We start from the raw sequence: 17,551 nt of genomic DNA on the forward strand, positions 1-17,551 counted from the left end.
CGCTACGGGCCGGCCAGCCTGCGCGCGAGCGTATCGGCCACGGTGGCCAGGTGCGGTTCGACAACGAGATCGGTATGGGCGCCGTCGATAGTCTTCACCAGCAGCCCGCTGCTTGCCACGCGCTGCCAGGCCGGCAACGGATCGCCCTGCCCGTCTTCCCTGGCGGAAGCGCGCACGTAGACGATCGGGCTGCCGAGATAGCGGCGCGGGCGGTACGTCGCCATCGCGACGCGCATCGACTCGCGTACCTGCCGCAGTGCAGGTGGCAGCCCCTGCGTATCGGCGGCCGGCCTCGCGGCCATCTTGCCGAGCCGCATGCGAATCCGGTCGGCGGCTCCGAACACCCGCTCCTTCATATAGGCGACGCGACTTCGTGCGGAAAGCGTGCGAAACGCTCGCACGCGCTCCGCCATGACTTCGCACTGGAAGGACAACCACTCGTGCCACGGCAAATAGCGTTCGTCCACGTAAGTATCCAGCAGACACAGCAATTCGATCTTCTCGCCCGCCGCGACAAGTTGCTGCGCTATCTCGAACGCGACCAGGCCGCCAAACGAATAACCGACCAGCGCATACGGGCCGCTCGGCTGCACCGCGCGCATCTGCTGGACATACACCGTCGCCATCTCCTCGACGCTTCGCTGCGGCTCCTCGTCGCCATCGAGTCCGCGCGCCTGCAGACCGTACACGGGCCGCTCGTTTTTCAGTGCGCCGGCCAGCGTCAGGCACTCCATCACTGAACCCGTGATGCTATGAAGCATGAACACAGGCCTTCCGCGGCCCGCACGCATCGGCACGATGTTGGGATGCGTGTCCTGCGCTCGCTCGCCTGTGATAACGGCCGCGAGCCGCGCAATGGTCGGCGCGATGATAAGCGTTGCAAGCGGCAGCGTTCGGCCCGTTGCCAGCCGTATTTCGGCGAGCATCTGCGCGGCGAGCAGCGAATGGCCACCGAGTTCAAAGAAGTTGTCGTCCAGACTGACCGGCGCGAAACTGAAAAGCTGCTCCCAGAGCGCGCATAGATAGACTTCGACCTGCTCGGCCGATTCACCGGGCTCCGGCAACTCGCGACGTGTGCGGGCGAGCGCGGGATGCGCGCTGATCTTCTCGACGCATCCGGGGTTCGCCAGCGACGAAAGATTGCGCACCGGCAAACCATTCACTGCATCGCGCGCGGCCGCCTCCGATGGCTTGCCATTGTGCGTGACGGGCAGCGCTTCGACTTCGGCGATCACGTCCGGCACGAGCGCCGCCGAACCCTGCAGCATCAGTTCACGCCGCACGCGCGAAGCGAGTGCGGCGCTCATCTTCGCGCCCCGGCGCAACACGAGCAGCAGCACGACGCGCTGGCCCGATCCGCTCGCGTCATGGGCAGTCTGCGCGACGACCATCGACTGATTGATCTCGCCAATACTGCTGACAATGCGGTAGATCTCGCCGGGGCTGACGTTGATGCCGCGCACATTCAGCACGCCGTCGCTGCGTCCGTGCAGGCGCGCCGACCCCTGCGCCGAAAATTCGATGATGTCGCCGTGCGTCCACACGCCAGGATTCGCCTTGAAATAGGCGGCGTGAAAGCGCGAGCCGTCCGCGTCGCCGAAGAAGCCGAGCGGGCGTGACGGAAACGGATTGACGCAAACCAGCTCACCGGTCATGGAGGTGGGCTTGCCTTCGTTCCACGCCTGAACATCCAGGCCGAGACTCTTGCACTGCGCTTCGCCCGCGTAGACCGGCAGATTCGGATTGCCGAGCACGAAGCAACCGATGATATCCGTGCCGCCGGAAATCGACTGGAGCTGCAGCGGCTTGACATAGGCGCGCACCCATTCGAACTGCGAGTCGTAGAGCACGGCACCAGTCGACATCATCGCGCGCAGCGCGTCCAGCCCGAACTGCTCGCCGGGTTTCAGGCCCGCGTCCTCACACATCTTCAGATAGGCGGGACTCGTGCCGAACACGGTCACGCGCTCATCGGCGACCAGCCGCCAAAGCGTGTCCACTTCCGCAACCGGTCCGTCGTACGTGACGATCTCGACGCCCGACGCCAACACCGACAACTGCCAGTTCCACATCATCCACGAGCAACTCGTGTGGAAGTAGAGCTTGTCGCCCGGACCCAGGTCGCTGTGCAACTGATGCTCTTTCAGATGTTCGAGCAAGGTGCCGCCGGCGCCGTGCACGATGCACTTGGGCTTTCCTGTCGTGCCCGACGAGAACATGATGAAAAGCGGATGATTGAACGGAAAGCGCCGCCATTCGAACCGCGCGGCGTCACCCTGAACGATGAGATCGCGCAGCGAATGCTGAGGCTGGCTCACCGTGCTCGGCAGCGGCGTTTCGTCCAGGCAGACAACGTTCGTGAGCGTCGGCAATGCCGCGGCCACTGCCGCGACGTGCGAAGCGAGCGAGCCGGCCGTATCGAATGAGCGCTGCGTCGTGTGCGCGAACAGCATGCGCGGTTCGAGCGGCTCGAAGCGGTCGAGGATCGCCTGCACGCCGGTCTCAGGCGCGGCGGTGGAGAGCGTCGCGCCCAGCGCCGTCACCGCGAGCGCGGTGACGATTGCGTGCGCGTCGTTGCGCATCATCGCGACCACGCGGTCGCCCGGACGCAGACCGAGCTCGTTGAGCGAACAGGCAAGGCGCGCCACACGTTCGCGCAACTCGCCGCGCGTCATCGTTTCGCGGCGGCCATCGGCATAACGCGCGGTGAGGGCCGGCGAGTCGTCCGGCGCGATCTTTCGCCCGAGAACGCTTTGGGCGTAATTCAGCTCGACGTTCGGAAAGAAACGCGCGGTCTCGCATTCGTCGCCGACGCAGACCGGCTCGGCCGCGCCGCTCCATGCCATTCCGTCGGTCCATTGCAGAAAGCACTGCCAGAACCGGCGGAACTCGCGCGTCGAATAAGCGTGCAGTTCCGGATAGTCCGCGAAACGCTCGCCTGTGAAAGTTTCCAGCGCCGCGGTAAAGCGTGATATTCGTGATTCGGCGACGCGTTCCGGCAAGTTCTGAAATACGGGTTCGCGCGCATACATGCGCATGCTGGCCCCGACGAAATTCTCGTGATTCATCCCGCCACCAGTAGTGGAATAAAGCGTTATATGTAGTTATCTGCCTGTTGCCGGCGGGCGCCGGTAAGCAGTCGCATTCCGACAGTGCCTCTTGTCTGGCCTTGAGCACTCTGCCCTCGCAAACAGATTACTGCGCGAGACAACGACGCTATGTGCGACCTCACACAAAATTACACGCCTCGCCGCGCAACGTCTCGCGGCACGAACTTTTGACCGCCCGCTCGTTGCGCGCAGGCAATTGAATTTGCTGGCCGCCCGGCGCTGTGTTATCTACCGCACCGAACGCATGCACAAAAGAACGATTAAATCGGCAGACAGCGATCAAACCGCAAAAAGAGGATCGGGCTCGCGCTGTGCGATGCGTCTGCCACAGACGTTGCACTCGCGGAAGCTCGGTCTTCCACAAGGAAAAGGACGTGAACCGATGGATTCCGGCGCTTCTTAAAGCGACCCTTGTACTTTGTATCGTGCTGCCCGATATAGCCAGCAAGGGGGTGCAAGGCGTCGAGACGTCCGCGCCCTGGATAGGCACGTGGTCCGCTTCGCCCTCCATCACCGACGATGCCGGCTTCAATAACCAGACGTTGCGGCAGATAGTGCACACCAGCATCGGTGGAGGATCGGCGCGAATCCAATTGTCGAACCTGTTCGGTTCAGAGCCGCTGATGATTGGCGAAGCGCGAATCGCGCGGGGCGCTGGAGGTCAGAAAACGGTGGTCGGCAGTGACCGCGCGGTCACATTCGACGGTCAGCCGAACGTGACGATTCCCGTGGGCGCTTCGGTCTTGAGCGACCCGGTCGCGTTCGAGGTTCCGCCGCTCGCCGATGTCGCCATCAGCCTCTATCTACCCGTGCAGACGGCGCAGCGTTCGACCGGCCACGTCGACGGCCTGCAAGACGTCTATATCGCCGCCGGAGATGTCGCCGCCGACCCGGTCTTTACCGGCGGAAGCACGTTCTCCCCCGGCGGCCAGTCCTACTATTTCCTGACGGGTCTCGACGTGTTGAACCCCGCCGCGACCGGGGCGGTGGTCACATTCGGCGCTTCCATAACCGACGGTCTCAAGTCGAGTGTCAATGCCAACCGGCGCTGGCCCAATCGCCTCGCGATCCGGTTGCAGCAGGCCGGCATGACCGTGGGCGTGCTCAACCAGGGCATCAGCGGCAATGACTTCTTCACCAATAACGCCGGACAGGCTGGTCTCAAGCGCTTTGATCGCGACGTGCTCCAGCAACCGGGCGTGGAATGGGTCGTCATCTCGGACGACGCAATCAACGACCTGAACACCGACACACCGCCCACGGCTCGCCGGTTGATCGGTGCATTGCGACAACTCATCGAGCGCGCGCATCGCGCTAACATCAAGGCCATATGCTCCACGCTCACGCCGTTTGCCGCAACGGGATCCGTCGAAGCGGCGCGGCAGGACATTAACGCCTTCATCCTGAGTCCGACGAGCGGTTGCGATGCGGTACTCGACCAGGCGAAGGCCGTCAGCGACCCCGCCAATCCCGCTGTTTTGCTACCGGCCTATAACAGCGGCGACAACCTCCATCCGAACGAGGCGGGCTTGCAAGCCATCGCCGACGCGATGGATCTGGGTGCGCTTACGGCCGGGGTGCCCGTCCAGGCGCCCTGATGGCGCGTCGGACAATCGACTGCTGCGCAGGCGAAGCGACTCATTTACGCAAACATCTTCGATGTCCGCCCAGTTTTCGCGCGCCGGTGCCGCTCTTCATCATTTTCTTTCTACCGGACGTAAAGAACAGGACATCCATCACCGCCAACAGCGAGAGCAAAACAATCGCGACGAAAACAGCCGTCCCGATGATGCTCAAAAGTGCCATATGTCCTCCGTGAGTTGAGGGAAAGCCGATCGACGCGCACTTTATCATTCCGACAGGCGTGGCCGCGATTTGCAACGCTGCGCGCTCCGCCACAACCGATCAGCCGGCTCGACCCTGCACTCTCCTATAACGCTCCATTAAGTTGTTAGCAAGACACGCGGGTCCGGCCTGGCGTTTCTGCGCCGTCTATCGGATACCGGCATCCGCCTGGCCGTCGCGTGAATTCCATTCATCAGAGTATACCCATAGCGGCATTCAAAACCCCCGGATCGACGTCCATTAGCCGGGCTGTCTATCGTCCGCACATTCCTGGGTAGTTTGATTTCTGTGTGCGCCGCGCCGCAGAAAGGGCTCGTCTTTCGCTTCAACATCGGCAGCAAATACATCAAAACTCGGGGGACAAGGTGGCAATCAGTAAATTTGAGGCACCAGGTTGAGTCGCCTGGATTGAACGCTTTTACCGCCGTTCACGCCCATAAATCAATTCCAATAAGCAGGCTCGCCATGTTCACATCGACCACAATTATCCTTATCGTTTGCGTGTGGGTTACCGTCGTAGTCCTGCTTTGGCTGCTGGTTCGCCACGGTGCTCTACGAGAGCGCGCAGAATACGAAAGTCCGCCCGCAAATGGGCAGAAGGTGCGAGCCGCGTCCGAACGGCGCTATGGAGACGCCGCTAACGGCCACGCAGACTCACCCGAGTTTCATGGGCCGTCCGGAAGAAAAAGAACACCGTGATCTGGATGGACGCCAATTGAAACAGCCCCGGCGTAATGCGGGGCTGTGCGCCATACATTCAACGGAAGATCCGGCGCCGCGCGCCGGATACCGCGGTGAGTCACTATTTAGCGCGCTTCTTCATCCCGTCGATGAGCGTCAATCGCCCCGCCCGGTTGAACGTGTGCACGCGATCTATGCTTGCGTCCCAATTAGCTTCGATCCGGCTTGCCGACGTTTCCTTATAGGTGGTTTCGTCGATAGCGTCGATACGTTGAAACGACAACGCGCGCCCGTATTTGCCACTGCAGTCCTGCGCGGGCCGATACCACTGGCCGTGATGTTCGAAAATGCTCCCCGCGGGGCGAGCAGTTCTGATATCCGACACGATCGGGTTGCAGGGATGAGGATGCCAGTCCTTGCTCAACAGCGTATCCGACCAGAACAGAAACAACTCGTCGGACAGCGGTGCGTGCTCGTTTTCCCGCATGCAGGCGAAGAGCCAGTATTTGCCGTCGTGACGCCAGATTGTCGTGTCCACGGCCATGACGTCATCCATCAGGTTCATGACGTGTTCCCACTGATCCGGGAACCTCGTGCACCGATAAAGCTCGATGGCCTTGCTCTCGTTGGTCTCCGGGATCATGTAGAGATCGCCGCCCTCCTCCAGCATGAACGGATAGGACAGGTGATAAGGCCGCTCCAGAATCTTCACGGGAGGCAGGATCGGCTGGTCGTTCGCATCGAAACGGATAACCGAGAGATGCCCCCTGTTCTTCGAGTATTCGAGTTCTTCGATAAAGACCGCATACTCGCCATTTCTTTCCACCACGAACGGGTCTGCCCAGAAGCGGTCCTTGGGCGGCAGCAGTTGCTTGAACTCGAAAAGACGCTCAGGGATTTGAGCATTCTCGCCGAAGTGATACAGCAACATCCACTGTTCGAACTTGCGCAGCCCGCTTGCCTTCCTGGCGACGGTTCTCGCCATCAACTGACCAATAAACTTGCCGTAAGCGCCGCTGGTCGACTCGGCGATCTTCTCGCCGGAATAAAACGCGGGTGGCGCATCAGCCTGCGTGTATTTCCGCCTGAAGTTGTCTTCGCCGATGTCCCTGAGCTCGCGCAACTTTCGCGGCGCGAACGAGAGCGTCTTCCAGTAGCAGTGGCTGCGATTCCTGTGAATCGACACCGGATAGGTCATCGACCATGATTTTTGCAACGTGTGCGGGCGTTCGCCCGCCCGGGTCTGAAACTGCAAGGCGGACGCCGTCGTTGTCCGGTCCAGAAGAATGTCCCACACGCCGACGGGTCCGTCACGTTCGACTATTTCATCGCCATGCCGGTATGACCATATCCCGCACGAAGCTGTATCGAAGATTTCGCCGCAAGGCCGCAACGGGCCGAGCCGCAGAAATACGGTGATGCCATGCGTGGCGATTTTCGCGAGGTCGCGAGGATCGAAATGATCCCCGCATTCCTTGCTCTCCACCTCGACATTCAAGGTGGGCACTTCCGCCAGCGCCGAGGCCAGCGACTCGGTCCTGAACGCGTCGTGTCCGACCTTGACGAGGCGTTTGTCGAGCGCCATCCACAGCGACAAGGGCCACCGACCGGCCTGCGAAGCAGTTTTCCTCCCCGGGCGCCGTTGGTACGCATATTTGACGACAAGGGCGATCTCCATTCCCTGCTCGGCGGCAATCAGCCCTAGCATGTGATTCACCCAGGCCGGCAACGCAACGTCGTCGACGAGAACCCCAACCTTGATCGTGTTCATCGCTGATTGTCTTGGTGGATCGATATGCAACGTGCCCCGCGCCTCATTCCACCGTCACCGATTTCGCGAGGTTGCGCGGCTTGTCGACGTCGGTTCCTCGCGTGCACGCCGTGTGATACGCGAGCAGTTGCAAAGGCAGCACGTGCAGAATCGGCGACAGCGGCCCGTAGTACTCGGGCATCTGAATGACGCGCAAACCTTCCTCGTTCGACAGATTCGCATCGGCATCGGCGAACACGTACACCTGGCCCCTGCGGGCGCGAACCTCCTGGATGTTCGACTTCAGCTTCTCCAGCAAGCCGTCATTTGGCGCGGTCACGACGACCGGCATCGCATCGGTCACAAGCGCTAGCGGTCCGTGCTTCAGTTCACCGGCGGGATAGCCTTCGGCGTGAATGTACGAAATCTCCTTGAGCTTCAACGCGCCTTCCAGTGCGATCGGAAAGTGCGCACCACGGCCGAGAAAGATCGCGCTGTCCGTGCGCGCGATCTCGTGCGCCCACGCGATGATCTGCGGTTCGCGCGCCAGCACGCCCTGTAGCGCCGTGGAGAGGCCCGAGAGCTGCGAGCGGTAGTTCGCTTCCTGCTGTGCATCGACGTACCCGCGTGAGCGGCCGAGCGTCACCGCGAGAACGAACAGCGCCACGAGTTGCGTGGTAAACGCCTTGGTCGATGCGACACCGATCTCGGGACCGGCTTGCGTGATGAACGACCAGCGCGACTGCCGCACGATCGCGCTGGTCGCCACGTTGCAGATTGCAAGCGTGTGGTCCTGACCGAGCGCTTGCGCATGCATCAGGGCGCCGAGCGTGTCGGCGGTCTCGCCCGATTGCGAAATCGGCACCACCAGCGTGTTCTTGCCCGGGATCGTTTCGCGGTAGCGGTATTCGCTGGATATCTCGACCTGCGTCGGGATCTTCGCGATCGACTCGAACCACGTCTTGGCGGTCAACGCGGAATAGTGGCTCGTGCCGCAGCCAAGCAGCAGGATGCAGTCGATCTGCGCGAACGCCTGCGGGTCGGTGGCCCCGAAAAGCGTGGCGTCGAATGCGCTGTTGCGGGGGAATGTTTTGGACACAGCCAGCGGCTGTTCGAAAATTTCCTTCTGCATGAAATGACGATACGGTCCGAGCGCCGCCTCGGTGGGCGGATGGAGCAACGTGCGCGCCTCGCGCTCGACCGGCTGGCCGTCGCGATTCATGATCCGGGTGCCGTTGTGGGACAGATCGGCGATGTCTCCGTCCTGCAGGAAGATGAACCGGTCGGTTACGTCGGAAAGCGCCAGCGGATCCGACGCAAGAAACGATTCCTTGCCGTTTATCCCGATCACGAGCGGCGAGCCATAGCGCGCCCCCACCACGCGCTCCGGCTCGGCCTTGCAGAAGACTGCGATCGCATAGGCGCCGCGCAGCTCGCTCACGGCGCGACGCACCGCTTCCGCCAGATCGCCCCGGTAGTGACTGTGAATCAGATGGGCGATCACTTCCGTGTCCGTCTGGCTCGCGAATTCATAGCCCGCGCCGCTCAGCGTGAGTTTCAGCGCCTCGAAGTTTTCTATGATGCCGTTGTGAACGATCGCGATCTCGTTCTGCGAGAAGATGGGATGCGCGTTCTGGGTCGCCGGCGCGCCGTGCGTCGCCCAGCGGGTGTGAGCGATGCCCGTCCAGCCTTCGAGCCCCATCTCGCGGACCTCGCGATCCAGAGAGCGAACGCGCGTCAGACTGCGCACGCGGTGTGGCGCGCCGTCCCGCAACACCGCCACGCCGCAGGAGTCGTAGCCGCGGTATTCCAGCCGCCGCAAGCCTTCGAGCAATACCGGAACGACGTTGCGTTCCGCGATCCCAGCCACGATTCCACACATATTCCCCTCCGATGGTTTAGTCCGTTGCGCGACTCAACCGTGTTGGAATATCGCGTGGACTTCATAAAGCGTCTTCTGTTGCGCTACAGCGGCCCGTTGCTTCGCGCATCCTTATTCTAAATAGGCATCCGAATTAAATCGGCCACCTTCGGACCCCGGCGGCGGCCGGTATTCAGCTCAAACCGTTTCCGCGAGCAGCTGGTCCGCGCTATGGCTGATGAGTTGCATCATCGCCGCCTTCGCGCCGTCCGCATCGCCGAGTTCGATCGCGCGCACGACTTTGCCGTAATCGGCTATCCGCGCCTCGTACGCCAGCGCTTGCATGCGGGAGACCGGTTGCACGGACTTCAGCCCCATCCGGACGATGTTGCCCATCTGGCTGAGCAAGCTGTCGCCGCTGGCGTCGATGATCGCCAGTTGCAGCGCGTCTTCGGCGGCCTTGCGCGCGACGGGATCCCCGCTCGCCTGCTGGAGATTCTGATACATGCCGGCGATAGCAATGCGCTGATGCCGGCTCGCCCGCGTGGCCGCGAACGCAGCCGCACGCGGATCGACGAGTTTGCGGAATTCGATCAGCCCGTGCAGATACTCCGGATCGGGCGTGGCGCGAAGCCGCCACTCGGCGACTTCATGATCGATGATGAGCCAGTCTTTCGTCGGCTTGACGCGTGTACCCGTTTTCGGCCGGACGTCGAGAATCTGGCGTGAAATCAGGATGCTGATCGCTTCGCGCATGATCGAGCGGCTCACGCCGAGCTTCTTCGACAGGATGACCTGCGGAGGCAGCATGTCGCCGTCGTAATCCCCGTTGATGATACCGGTCACCACCTGGTTGACCACTCGCTTGACTAGCGATGTTTCGTATCCGTGGTTCATTTTGTCTTCTCGTGGTCCTATGGGCGTTACCTGCAAGGTCCGTCTTTTTCCGGACCCTGGCCGCGGTTTTCAAGGCTTGTCCCCGTGCCTTTGTATGTTCATATGGTGCATCGGGTTTCGCTCCCGCAACGTACGTCCTCACACACTGCCTGTGTAAATGAATGGAAATCGCAGCGCCGGGTCAGTGGCGCGGCTCCTCGGCTCCGCGCGGCGCGACGACCGGCGCGTGTCCCGTGATCACCAGCCAGCGCGGCGTCCTGATGCGTACGATCGACACATAGACGTGAACGTAGATCGTGACGAAGGCGATGGTCGCCCCGGCGAGCGCGATAGGCGTGTCCCAGAAGAACGTGGCCGGCACGATGCTGACGAGGCTCAGCACCCACAGATAAACGGATGTGCAGGAATTGCGCATCGCACGCCGGCGCAGATTGCCGCCGTCGATACCCTTTCGCACCACACGCCGATACACGAGCGTATGCAGATGAAGTCCGTCCGGAGCGCCCGCCGGCCTGCCGCGCACGATCCTGCGGCGATAGATGGAAAAGAGCGTCTCGAAGGTCGGATAGATGGCGACGGCCATCGCGTACCACGCCGACACGCCCGGGTTGCGCACGATCAGCAGGACCAGCAGCTCCGCCATGACGAAACCGATGAAATAGGCCCCTCCATCACCGAGGAAAACGGAAGGCACCGGAAAGTTCCAGAGCACGAAGCCGCCGATCGCGCCAATCATGGTCAGCGCCATGCTCATGACAAGCCAGTCGTTGACGCTATGGGCCACATAACCGATCGAGGCGAAGATCAGCATGGTGACGACCGAGGCGAGTCCGTTGAAGCCGTCGATGATATTGACGGCGTTCGTCAGACCGGCGACGCCGAGCATGGTGAAGCCGATCCCGATCGGCAGAATGCGCAACCACTGATCGATAAGCGGCAAGTCCACCCGCGTGAGTGTGGCGTGCATCAGCAGGCAGGCCGCGAGCGCCGAAGCGAGCGCGCACAGCAGCCGCACGCGCGGGCTCACGCGCTTGGTCATGTCTTCGATCACGCCGCCTGCGAAGGCGGGCACGGCGCACAACAGGAGCAGCAGTTGACCGGTCCCCGGGGCGGTCGCCCACAACGGCTGGATGAGCGCAACGACCGTGGCGGCGCAGGCAATGCCGACTCCGCCGATTCGCGGCACCGCATAGGCGTGGTTCTTCTGAATGCCCCGCAAGTCGTGGTCCATCGTAAGCGACCCGTGCAAGCCCGAACTTCGTACGATAAAAAAGATAACCAGGAATGAGACAACAAAGCCAAACGCAAGATTTAACATCTCGGTCTCCAACATAAACGTACGAATTTTTATTTTCTTGTCGCTTTAAAGCACATTTAGGACAAGGTTAGTGATGCACACCGTCTCTCACTTTGAGTCTTTCCTCTGTGGCATTCCCAACACAACCCGGACACGATCATTTTATGAGCCGACAAATAAGCGTAAATACGACGTGCCACGGCATACGCCGAATCAACTGATCGACGCAGCGGAATATGTCTATGAAATGATCATTGCCCGCTCTTGCACACGCTCCGGAAGAAGGCGTGCTTCGTACCGGCAAGCATTACCTTGCGGCCAGCGGACAAGCGCTCAGAGAAAGTACTTATAAGTGTCCAGCAGATAATTCTTGTGAATGTCGTAAGTCAAAATAGCCAGGATAAAAGCGACCATCCACAGGACCAGCGAATTCTTGATACGGATCTCCGGCAGCATGAAGGCCAACAGCAGCGGTCCATAGTAGACAATGCGCTGGGTCCCGAATGGATAGACGAAGAAGGAGATGATCAGGAACATGATCAGCCCGATATGCATGATCGCGATCTCATGAACGACCATTTCGCGCGCGACATGCTCGATATGCTTTCGACGCAGCACGATCACGAGCATTGGTACGATCAGATACAGAGCGAGCGAGATCAGGAAGTTCACGGTGAATTCTTCCTGCTGCGTGTATTCCTCGATCCGGCGGCCGCCGAACCTGGCGAACAGCCACGCCGACGCCAGCGACATTGCGAGCGCCGCGCCGACCACGCCCACGATCGCCAGCGCCTTGCTTCGCTTCATGAGGACGTGCGCGAGAATCAGGAACAAGGCCGGATACGCAAAGGTGGTGTGAACGATACTCGCGAGCAACGCGCCTCGAACGGGTTGCTGCCGGCACATCGCGAAGTACATGGCGATCGACAGGGCGAATCCCTGGCGGATCTGGAATAACCCGACCGTCGCAAGGCCGGTGGGAATCAGCGCCCACAACAGCAGGCCGAGAAGCGGCCGGCGCGTGCGGCTAAGAGCAAGCGCCATCAGCACGTTCAGCACGACGACCGTCACACGCACCGCGGTGTCCGGTGAGAGGCCCAGTGAATCGAGGCCTAACACCCACAGCCGCCAGCCGAGTTCATCCGTGATGGTCTTCACGATGAAAAGTACCACCGACTGGCTGCTGGACCAGAGATGGACGATCCAGAGCGGATCGGCGTCCCTGAAGTACGCAACGTAATTGTCCTGATCGAGCAGCGTGCTCCGATCGCCAAGGGCGATCTTCAGGAGAATGAACGCCGACAACGCCAGGAATCCAAGCATGGAAGGCCGCAGCCACCGGTAGCCGATTGGATGGATCTGGAACTTGGAGTTGAGTTGTTCTGCCACTTTCATCCCTCTCTTGCCCGTCAGCTTGCCAATGCCGCGCAAACCGGAGGAGGTGCGTTGATTTTTATGCCGCTCATGCATGCTTTCGGCAAGCGCCGTTCGGCGGACCGCGCTCAGTGACCGGTGTTGCTATCTGGCCATTGAATGCCCTTCAAACTAACTTTGCCTTATGCCCCTGCACGCTATCAGCTTTCGGTTGGACCTTACGAGCGGAACGGCACATAAGATTCGCATCGATTCCGGAGGATGGGTCCATAGACTCGTATGCACAATAAATCGCATTCGGGAATAGCGAGCGACAATTGTCTCGGGCTGTGTTGGATGGCGAACGGTATGGCGGCGGCTCGATCACTTAGCCTTCCATTATCCTCTCGTGATGACGGATAGCGATCCGTGAAAGACACACGACACAGTCGGACCGGATTGAAATTGCAGCGGTTCTACGTCACCGAATGCCGTACCGTGCAAACAAAATGAAAATTTTCCATATTATTTCGGGACTCGGGGTAGGTGGTGCCGAAACGTTGCTTCTGAATCTGGTTTCGGAGTCCCGCATCGCCGGAGAGACGCACGTCGTCATCTCCCTGTCCGCCATCGACAAGATGGCCGACCGTCTGCGCGCGGCGGGTGCTGAAGTCAGGTTTCTGGGAATGCGGTCTGGTGTTCCGAATCCGCTGCTCCTGATTCGACTGGCAAGGTGGATCGTCGAAGCGCGCCCCGATGTCGTCCAGACCTGGATGTATCACGCGGATATTTTCGGCGGCGTGGCGGTGTTGCTGGCGCGGCTCATGTTCCGCCTCAGCAGGCAGCGCCATCGCTTCGTGCTCGTGTGGGGTATTCACCGTACCGAAGTGCCCACGCGCAAAGTCGGGCGCGTTCTGAATACGCTTGCGCGAATGGGCGCGGCGACCTCGAACCGTTTGCCGGATTCGGTCATTTGCTGCGCCAACGCGTCGTTCAGAACTCACGTCGAATACGGCTACGAACGCACGAAGATGCGCGTGATTCATAACGGCTTTGATGTCCGCAAGTTCGTGCCGGACGCCACCGCAAGGACTGCGCTGCTCAATGAGCTCGGCCTGCCGCCGGCTTCCATATTGATTGGAATCGTGGGACGCTCCAATCCCGCCAAGGATTACGATAACTTTTTGCGCGCGGCCGCGATGCTTCATCAGCGTGTGCCGGAGTGCCATTTCGTCATGGTCGGCAAGGACGTCGACGCCAGCAACAAGGTGCTCGCACGCACGATGAACGAGCTTGGCCTGGGCGGCGTCTGTCACTTGCTGGGCGCCCGGAATGACCTGCATCGAATCATGCCGGCGTTCGACATGCTATGCCTCTCATCCCGAACGGAAGGCTTGCCCACGGTCGTGGGCGAAGCGATGGCCTGCAGCGTTCCATGCGTGGTCACGGACGTGGGCGATACCGGCCAACTGGTCGGCGACACCGGTCTGGTTGTTCCCCCACGCGATCCCGTCAGTTTGTCGGACGCGCTCGAACAGATGGCGACGTTGAGCCTGGAGCAACGCAAGACACTGGGACGGCTGGCGCGCGAGCGGATCGTCGAGTCCTTTTCGATTACGGTGTGCTGGCAACAGTACCGGGACATGTACACGACATTGCTACGCGCCAAAGGTGTGACGCGTTGAGCGTCGCACCTCTCGCAAGCGGCTAGCGGACGATGGTGGGATTCGTGATATCGATCTTCGGCCCGGCACGGTCGTAGTCAGCGCTGACAAAGGCGTCTCGCCTCGGACGAATCCACGTCGGCGAATTGCTCGTGATATAGCCGGTAACCACGCTGCCTTTCATCTTCAATCCGGATACGCTGAAGGCCGCTTCCCTGCTGTCTTCGTCCTTGTGTCCGCTGATCACGACGCTGACGTTCTTTTCCCGGCTTCCCGGCAGTGCCTCCAGATAGACCAGAATGCCGAACTGGCAGTGCCGTGTGATCGGATTCACAATCCGGATGTTTTCCACGATGTCGGTGTTTGCGTTCGGCTCGATATCCAGTCCGGCGGAAGGAAGCGTGCCGGCTATGTTTTCCCACACCGGACTGTCGAACAGAATATTCTTGCCGCTGATAATCGACACACCTTGCCGACGACAACCGGACGCGTAGTGATTCATGACCCGGACGTCGCTCGAATAGGGCAACCCGTTGCCGAAGCTGTTGGCGATATAGATGCCGTCTCCCCAGCAGTTGATCGTGCTGGGCGACAGTATCGTCACATCCGTGCTTCCGGCAATGGAAATGCCCATGCCCCATTCCCCGCCCTTCACGGAGTTCAGCTCTTTACTCCCGTCGAGGCGAGGATTCTCCAGCACCACGTGCCGCACGTCCCAGACACGGATGACCTCGTAGTTTTGCGTGTCGTGAGGAAGCAGTTTGATCGAAGCGCCGGGCGCGAAACGCACGCGGCTGTTGGTGCGCATATGCAGTCCCTCGGCGTCGATCCGGCATGGGCCCGTGATGACGAGCGTCTTGCCGACCGAATTATCGACTGCCTTCTGAAGCGCGGCGCGGTCGTTTGTCGTGCCGTCCGCCTTGACGCCGAACGAACGGTCGATGACCTCGTCGGGCGCGGCATGCTTGTTGGTCACGACGTCGGCCACCGCAGCGAGAGGTCGCGTGATCGCACCCACCATGCTGCTGAGGAGAAAGGCATTGACGGCTCTCCGGCTGTTGCGCACCGTGCACCTCATCAAGAGTTCAGCCCCTCAAGCGGCGCATGGCGCGCAACGGGGTAGAAGTTAAAAAGCGCATCGCCATCGCGACGCCCGGGACAGGTGTTCTGACGCTCGCGGCGTCTTCAAAGGAAATGAACCGCGAGCGGTTCTTCTTCACGAATCCGACAATCTTGTCGATCTCGGCCTCGCTGAGCGTATTGACATGCAAGCAGATGGAATACACGCCGAAACCAAAATGCAGCGGCGTTGCGAACAACTGCGGCACCGCAGTCAGGGCGCCGAATTTGTACGGATAGACGCCGCTGCCGTCCGTCAAATATTTGAAGTCGAGATCGGCCAGCGCGCGGAGCGTCGCTTCATCGAACGAGTGGGAAGGCGCCATGAATACTGGCTGCCAGACGCCCTCTTGCTGGAGGATCGTCTTTCCCGCCTGCAGCTTGGCGAATTGCTCCTCGTAGGAGAGACCGGCCAGCTCCGACTTGCTGCCGAGACGCAACAGCCCAGGGTGCTCGGTGACGTACTGGTGGGTGTAGCCGTGCTGCGCGATGCTCCAGCCGCGATCGACCCAACCGCGGACCGTGTCCCAGAACGCGTCTCTCGCCGGCTCGACGACGAGCGTTTGATCGAGACAGTTCGGCACGACGCCGACGAGCAGCGGCAGGTCCTGATCCATGGAAAGCTCATCGAAGGGATCGAAGCGCGACCACGCCATTTCCGGAGTGATGTCATCGAAGCGCAGTATGAATTTGGGAACGACCATGGCCACTCAAACTCCTTCTGGATGTTTCGCTGAAAGCGTCAAATCTGCCGCTCGCGCTGACTTGCCACGACAACTTCGCGAGGCGCCGGATCCAGCAATTCGCTATACACCCGCAAGGTCTTGCTGATCACAATCGACTCGTCGAATTCACTCAGCGCCTTGGCCTGAGCCGCAAGGCCGAGTTTCCGGCAAAGCTTGCGATCGTCATCGAGCAGGCGAATCGCGTTGGCCAGCGCCGCGGCATCGCGCACCGGAATGAGCAAGCCGTCTTCTCCCGTCGCGCTGACGACTTCACGGCAGCCGGGGACATCGGTGGTGATCAGCGGCAACGCGCACGCGGCCGCTTCGATCAGCGTCTTGGGCAAACCCTCCCGATAACTCGGCAGTACCACGACGTCCACTTCGGAGAGCAGCTTCGGCATATCGCTGACATGGCCCAACCACGTGAGAAGCCCGTCGTTAGCCCAGCCTTCGACAAGTTCGCGGGGAACAGAGGCGGGATTGCCATCGTCGGGGGAGCCGGCGAGAAGAAACCGCACCGAGCGGTTTTCATCTCTCAGCGCCCGGGCCGCCTCCACGTATTCCGCAATCCCTTTGTCCCACAACAGGCGAGCAGCGAGCACGACCCGCAACGGGGCCTGCGTGTCTTCATCGGTCTCCGGCCGGGCAGAGAAACGCGAACAGTTCACGCCCGAGCCCTTGATGAGCTGTATGGACCGGTCGTCGACAATTCTCGCCCGTTTGAAAATCGCGACGTCGTCGGGATTCTGCAGAATCAGCGCATTGCGCCGGCCGTTAAGCGCGGAGCGCATTAGTTGGCGCACGATAGGCCGCAGCACGCGGGCTTTCAAATCCCGGCTTGTGAAGACGTAGCCCATGCCCGCCACGGCATTGATTCGCGCGGGCACGCCGGCCAGCTTGCTCGCGAGCGAGCCATACACCGCGCTCTTGATCGTAAATCCGTGGACGAGGTCGGGCTTTTCACGGCGGAGAAACCGGACAATCCATGCGAGCACACCGACTTCGCGCAACGGATTGAGACTGCGGCGATTCATCGGCACGGGGTGCCAGCTGAAACCGAGTGCCTGCAGCTTCGGTCCGAATTCTCCCGGCGGCGACAGCAGGACCACTTCATATCCGTCTTGCCGCAGTCTCTGCGCCAGCGAGAGCCGGAAGTTGTACAGATACCAGTCGGTGTTGGCAAAGAGAACTACTTTACGTCCGTTCATGTCCGCTCCTGAATCTCTGAGCTGTGTGTAAATACGGCAGA

At 60.9% G+C, this 17,551-nt stretch carries 12 protein-coding genes; 2 read left to right on the plus strand and 10 right to left on the minus strand.

What is annotated here, in order from left to right:
• Nucleotides 1-2: 2 nt before the first annotated feature.
• A complete protein-coding gene (locus tag B0G71_RS26390) occupies nt 3-3,068 on the minus strand; it encodes an acetoacetate--CoA ligase (RefSeq protein WP_116145413.1) in 3,066 nt (1,021 codons plus the stop codon).
• Nucleotides 3,069-3,484: 416 nt separating this feature from the next.
• On the opposite strand from B0G71_RS26390, the gene B0G71_RS26395 reads away from it, so the two are divergent.
• Nucleotides 3,485-4,708 carry a GDSL-type esterase/lipase family protein gene (locus tag B0G71_RS26395; protein WP_116145415.1) on the plus strand — a complete coding sequence of 408 codons (1,224 nt, stop codon included), beginning with the start codon at nt 3,485-3,487 and terminating at the stop codon, nt 4,706-4,708.
• Between the two features lie 40 nt (nt 4,709-4,748).
• On the opposite strand, the gene B0G71_RS41485 is transcribed toward B0G71_RS26395, so the two are convergent.
• The 6 genes from B0G71_RS41485 to B0G71_RS26420 form a co-directional block, all read right to left on the minus strand.
• Nucleotides 4,749-4,916 (minus strand): hypothetical protein, encoded by a 168-nt coding sequence (locus B0G71_RS41485; RefSeq protein WP_181916830.1) that lies wholly within the window; start codon nt 4,914-4,916, stop codon nt 4,749-4,751.
• An 841-nt stretch (nt 4,917-5,757) separates the two neighbouring features.
• Entirely contained in the window at nt 5,758-7,407 is a 1,650-nt protein-coding gene (locus B0G71_RS26400) for a hypothetical protein (RefSeq protein ID WP_116145417.1), read from the minus strand.
• 43 nt (nt 7,408-7,450) lie between these two features.
• Nucleotides 7,451-9,268, minus strand: coding sequence for a glutamine--fructose-6-phosphate transaminase (isomerizing) (gene glmS / locus B0G71_RS26405; protein WP_116145419.1), 1,818 nt, complete (start codon nt 9,266-9,268; stop codon nt 7,451-7,453).
• Nucleotides 9,269-9,445: 177 nt separating this feature from the next.
• On the minus strand, nt 9,446-10,144 hold the full coding sequence (locus B0G71_RS26410; RefSeq protein ID WP_116145421.1) for a FadR/GntR family transcriptional regulator: 699 nt from the start codon (nt 10,142-10,144) through the stop codon (nt 9,446-9,448).
• Nucleotides 10,145-10,325: 181 nt separating this feature from the next.
• Nucleotides 10,326-11,462, minus strand: coding sequence for a glycosyltransferase (locus tag B0G71_RS26415; protein ID WP_116145423.1), 1,137 nt, complete (start codon nt 11,460-11,462; stop codon nt 10,326-10,328).
• 312 nt (nt 11,463-11,774) lie between these two features.
• On the minus strand, nt 11,775-12,836 hold the full coding sequence (locus B0G71_RS26420; RefSeq protein WP_181916831.1) for an EpsG family protein: 1,062 nt from the start codon (nt 12,834-12,836) through the stop codon (nt 11,775-11,777).
• Between the two features lie 467 nt (nt 12,837-13,303).
• Here B0G71_RS26420 and B0G71_RS26425 point away from each other — a divergent pair, with 467 nt between their 5' ends.
• Nucleotides 13,304-14,479 (plus strand): glycosyltransferase, encoded by a 1,176-nt coding sequence (locus tag B0G71_RS26425; RefSeq protein WP_116148901.1) that lies wholly within the window; start codon nt 13,304-13,306, stop codon nt 14,477-14,479.
• A gap of 22 nt (nt 14,480-14,501) precedes the next feature.
• Here B0G71_RS26425 and B0G71_RS26430 read toward each other — a convergent pair whose 3' ends face one another.
• From B0G71_RS26430 to B0G71_RS26440, 3 genes are all read right to left on the minus strand, one after another.
• The gene (locus B0G71_RS26430) at nt 14,502-15,479 is read right to left on the minus strand and encodes a hypothetical protein (RefSeq protein WP_258875666.1); all 978 of its coding nucleotides are present in this window, start codon (nt 15,477-15,479) and stop codon (nt 14,502-14,504) included.
• A 64-nt stretch (nt 15,480-15,543) separates the two neighbouring features.
• Nucleotides 15,544-16,281 carry a DUF2334 domain-containing protein gene (locus B0G71_RS26435; protein WP_116145429.1) on the minus strand — a complete coding sequence of 246 codons (738 nt, stop codon included), beginning with the start codon at nt 16,279-16,281 and terminating at the stop codon, nt 15,544-15,546.
• A gap of 38 nt (nt 16,282-16,319) precedes the next feature.
• Complete coding sequence (locus B0G71_RS26440) at nt 16,320-17,510, minus strand: glycosyltransferase family 4 protein (protein WP_116145431.1); 1,191 nt, start codon at nt 17,508-17,510, stop codon at nt 16,320-16,322.
• Nucleotides 17,511-17,551: the final 41 nt, after the last annotated feature.

Source organism: Paraburkholderia sp. BL27I4N3, assembly GCF_003386115.1.
Classification (GTDB): domain Bacteria; phylum Pseudomonadota; class Gammaproteobacteria; order Burkholderiales; family Burkholderiaceae; genus Paraburkholderia.

Coding starts and splice junctions, on each gene's coding strand:
- B0G71_RS26390 (WP_116145413.1), bottom strand. CDS start 3,068: ATGAATCACGAGAATTTCGTCGGGGCCAGCATGCGCATGTATGCGCGC.
- B0G71_RS41485 (WP_181916830.1), bottom strand. CDS start 4,916: ATGGCACTTTTGAGCATCATCGGGACGGCTGTTTTCGTCGCGATTGTT.
- B0G71_RS26400 (WP_116145417.1), bottom strand. CDS start 7,407: ATGAACACGATCAAGGTTGGGGTTCTCGTCGACGACGTTGCGTTGCCG.
- glmS (WP_116145419.1), bottom strand. CDS start 9,268: ATGTGTGGAATCGTGGCTGGGATCGCGGAACGCAACGTCGTTCCGGTA.
- B0G71_RS26410 (WP_116145421.1), bottom strand. CDS start 10,144: ATGAACCACGGATACGAAACATCGCTAGTCAAGCGAGTGGTCAACCAG.
- B0G71_RS26415 (WP_116145423.1), bottom strand. CDS start 11,462: ATGTTAAATCTTGCGTTTGGCTTTGTTGTCTCATTCCTGGTTATCTTT.
- B0G71_RS26420 (WP_181916831.1), bottom strand. CDS start 12,836: ATGAAAGTGGCAGAACAACTCAACTCCAAGTTCCAGATCCATCCAATC.
- B0G71_RS26425 (WP_116148901.1), top strand. CDS start 13,304: ATGAAAATTTTCCATATTATTTCGGGACTCGGGGTAGGTGGTGCCGAA.
- B0G71_RS26430 (WP_258875666.1), bottom strand. CDS start 15,479: ATGGTGGGTGCGATCACGCGACCTCTCGCTGCGGTGGCCGACGTCGTG.
- B0G71_RS26435 (WP_116145429.1), bottom strand. CDS start 16,281: ATGGTCGTTCCCAAATTCATACTGCGCTTCGATGACATCACTCCGGAA.
- B0G71_RS26440 (WP_116145431.1), bottom strand. CDS start 17,510: ATGAACGGACGTAAAGTAGTTCTCTTTGCCAACACCGACTGGTATCTG.